We start from the raw sequence: 3,522 nt of genomic DNA on the forward strand, positions 1-3,522 counted from the left end.
CAACGCCGAGCGAAAGTCTGCTTTTGCCCGGGGTTGTATAAGTCTTTCAGAGCGGTAATCTGAAGGGCAGGTAATGGAGAAAACCTCTATGGCGATTCAGCGCGGTGCCAAAGTCCGTGTCTTGCGGAAAGAATCCTACTGGTATCGGGATGTGGGGACAGTTGCGGCGGTGGATACCAGCGGCATTCTCTACCCGGTGATCGTCCGCTTTGACAAGGTTAACTACTACAACATCAACACCAACAACTTCCGCGAAGACGAGCTGGAAGTGGTGGAGGAGCCCAAGCCTAAAGCCGCTTCTAAGAAGTAAACCCAAGCCCTCCCGTGCCCGAGCTGCCGGAGGTTGAAACCGTCAGGCGGGATCTGCAGTGCCTGACTCTTGGCCTGCGCATCCTGGCGGCAGAAGTGCTTCTCCCTCGCACCCTGGCCTACCCTGGCAAAGAGGAGTTTGCGCAGGGGCTGTCTGGCGCCTATTTGACCCAGTGGCAGCGTCGGGGCAAGTATCTTCTGGGATCCCTGGACTCCGGAGCAGTTCTCGGCGTGCACCTAGGCATGACGGGGCAGCTGCTCTGGGTTCAGGGATCCGCGCCTTTGCCAGCCCATACCCGGGTTCGACTGCGCCTGGAGCAGGGGTGGGAGCTGCGCTTTGTGGATCCGCGCACCTTTGGCCAGATGTGGTTGGTGCCTGCGGGGGTGGAGCCGGAGGCGGTGATCACGGCTTTGCAGAGGTTGGGGCCGGAGCCATTTTCGCCCGCCTTTTCAGAAACCTATTTCCAAGCCGCCTTGCGGAAAAGCCGCCGCCCCATCAAAGCCGCCCTGCTGGATCAGTCGCTGCTAGCGGGAGTGGGCAACATCTACGCCGACGAAGCCCTGTTTTTGAGCGGCATCCACCCCTTGACACCTGCCTCGCAGCTTTCCGACGCTGCCAAGAGCCGCCTGCGAGAAGCCTTGATCCGGGTGTTGCAAGCGGGGCTGGAGCAGCGGGGCACCACCCTGCGCGATTACCGGGATCTGCGGGGGCTCAACGGCAACTACCAGGGTCAGGCGTGGGTATATGGTCGAGAAGGGGATCCCTGTCGCCTGTGTGGCACCCCGATTCAGCGGATCAAGCTGGCAAGCCGCTCAGCCTACTTTTGCCCCCACTGCCAGCCGCCTTGAGGGCGGAAACGGTTCTCCGTGAAGAAGATGGCCTGGCCTCGGTCTTGGGGCAGTCTCAGTCTCCTCGCCCTGTGGGGGATGGGGATCCCGGCACCTCCAGCTTTTGCCCAACTGGAGCTTGAGGCCCAACTGGGTCGATCCCAAGTCGTTCTTCCTGGCCGAGATTGTCCCGCCTGCGATCTGACGGGAGCCGTACTGGCGGGAGTGGATTTGCGAGGGGCCAACCTGAAAGAAGCCATCCTCAAGCAGGCCAATCTACAAGCGGCCAACCTCTCCCAGGCCATCCTCAACTTGGCCGACTTGCGCGGCGCCAACCTGAGCAGCGCGGATCAGGGGGGAGCTTTTTTGTGGGAAGCGGATCTCAGCCGAGCCAACCTGCAGCAGGCCAATCTCACAGGGGCCAATCTTCAGGTAGCCAACCTCAGCGAAGCCGATTTGCGCGGGGCTGTTCTTGCCGGCGCCGACCTGACGGGAGCCAACCTGCGCCAGGCCGATCTGCGCGGGGCTGATCTAAGAGGAGCTTTTCTGGAAGAAGCCGATCTGACCGGTGCCCTGTACAATGCTCAGACCCGGCTGGATCCCACCTTCAACCCCAAGACCCGCGGCATGGTCTTCGTAAAATAGCTCCTCTCTAGGCTGGGGGCGAGGGCACTTTATTGGGGATCCCTCTTTTGGGCAGATTAAGTTGTGCCCTCTTCCTGGCCGGGATCCTATGACTTCTCCTGTGCGCGTGCTCATTGCCGACGACCATCCTCTGTTTCGGCTGGGGATGAAGTTTGCCCTGGAAGCGCAGGGGTTTGTGGTGGTAGCCGAGGCCGAGACCGGATCCCAGGCTGTTGAGTACTGCCGCCACCACCCCATCGACGTGGCCCTTTTGGATGTGCGCATGCCTGGTGGAGACGGGATCGCTGCCTGCCAGCAGATTGTCGAGCTGGGCCTGCCGGTGGTGGTGGTGATGATGACGACTTTTCACGAGCCGGCCCTAATCGAAGCAGCGCGGCGGGCGGGGGCCAAAGGCTACCTCTCCAAAGAAACCGAGCCGGCGGAATTGGCCCGCGTTATCCGCCAGATCTTGGCCAACCCCGACCACGACTGGCTGCCCGCCCCCCAGGAGCTGCCCAGGCTTACCCCCCGCGAGCTATGCGTGCTGCAACTGATGAAGGAGGGCCTAGCCAACAAACAAATTGCTCGCCGCCTTGGCATTAGCGTCGAAACCGTGAAAGAGTACGCCAGCGCTGTCTACCGCAAGTTGGACGCCACCGACCGCGTCACCGCCCTGCTCAAAGCGCAGCAACTGGGGATTTTGTAAAAGCTTGGGAATCCTGAAAAGAGCAGGCTGTCCCTTCCCCCCACCCGTGGGGATGTCTGAGACTCGGGATCCCTTGCATACTGTTGCTATCTTGGCACTCGCATACTCCGGGATACAGCCATGCCTGCTCCTTCCCCGCTGTTGCTCAAACTTGTCCTGCGCTTGCTCAGCTCTCTGAAGATCCCGGTGGATCGGCGCAGGATCCGCGAGCGCGGCTTTGTGCTGCCAGTGGCGATTTTAATCGTGCTGGTGCTGAGCTTGGTAACGGTGGGGTTGCTTACTCGATCTACCCAGCGCACGATCCAAACCCAGGTGGAGCGGGCGGAGCAGACGGTTAGCCGGCAACTGAATGCTGCCATCGACCGGGCGCGGGCCAAGATCGACTACCTCGTCCGGGATCGCCGCCTGCCTGTCAGTGCTCCCACTGATGAGCAATTCACCTCTGCGCTGCTCAACGATGGCGCATTGGTGCCTGCAGAGCCCTCGGATCCCTATACCCTTCCCGATGAGCGGCGCTTCCTGTTGAGGTACTCTGCCCGTGTTCCGGATCCTCAGAATCCGAGCCGGAGCATTGAAGTGCAGCGGCAAGCCCCAGCCTGGTGGTTCTTGGTGGATACCGACAACAACGGGATCGACGACTCCGTTACCGCCTACACCATTCTGTACAACCGCCGAGCGCCGGTTACGGGGCAAACGAACCTCCAGGGCTTTGAGGAAAACATTTCCGATACTGAGCGGGCGCGGCGACTGGTGATCCGCAGTGGGCCACTGCAGGGTTCGGCCTTGGCGGGGTGTACCGATTCTCCGGCTGAACAGACGGTCAACCCCAACGTGGGAGATTGGTTCCAGGTGGGCCCTGCGCTGTACAAGCCCTTTCAGGTGTACGCTGTAACTTTGCCCATTGAGGGGGCCGACTCCACCACCCGCGCCATCTCGGCCTTGCAGTTCCAGCAGGATCGGAGGCGGGATCTGCTCAACAAGTGGGGGATCTTTAGCCGCGGCGATGTAGAGTTCTTCTTCACCCCCGGCTACAACTGGAACGGCGCCATCTACGC

Annotated in this window: 4 protein-coding genes and 1 pseudogene; all 5 read left to right on the forward strand. The window is 61.2% G+C overall.

Annotated elements, in window-relative coordinates:
* Positions 1-88 precede the first annotated feature (88 nt).
* Positions 89-310: a photosystem I reaction center subunit IV gene (locus tag NW807_RS07690; RefSeq protein WP_414395781.1), complete on the forward strand. Its 222-nt coding sequence runs from the start codon at positions 89-91 to the stop codon at positions 308-310.
* A 14-nt stretch (positions 311-324) separates the two neighbouring features.
* Positions 325-1,158 (forward strand): DNA-formamidopyrimidine glycosylase, encoded by an 834-nt coding sequence (locus NW807_RS07695; protein WP_414395783.1) that lies wholly within the window; start codon positions 325-327, stop codon positions 1,156-1,158.
* A 27-nt stretch (positions 1,159-1,185) separates the two neighbouring features.
* Entirely contained in the window at positions 1,186-1,782 is a 597-nt protein-coding gene (locus NW807_RS07700) for a pentapeptide repeat-containing protein (RefSeq protein WP_414425740.1), read from the forward strand.
* A gap of 88 nt (positions 1,783-1,870) precedes the next feature.
* Positions 1,871-2,467, forward strand: coding sequence for a response regulator transcription factor (locus tag NW807_RS07705; RefSeq protein ID WP_414425741.1), 597 nt, complete (start codon positions 1,871-1,873; stop codon positions 2,465-2,467).
* 120 nt (positions 2,468-2,587) lie between these two features.
* A pseudogene (locus NW807_RS07710) lies at positions 2,588-3,522 on the forward strand (type II secretion system protein); the annotation flags it as partial.

It is taken from the genome of Synechococcus sp. R70.1, assembly GCF_047461675.1.
Classification (GTDB): Bacteria; Cyanobacteriota; Cyanobacteriia; order Thermostichales; family Thermostichaceae; genus Thermostichus.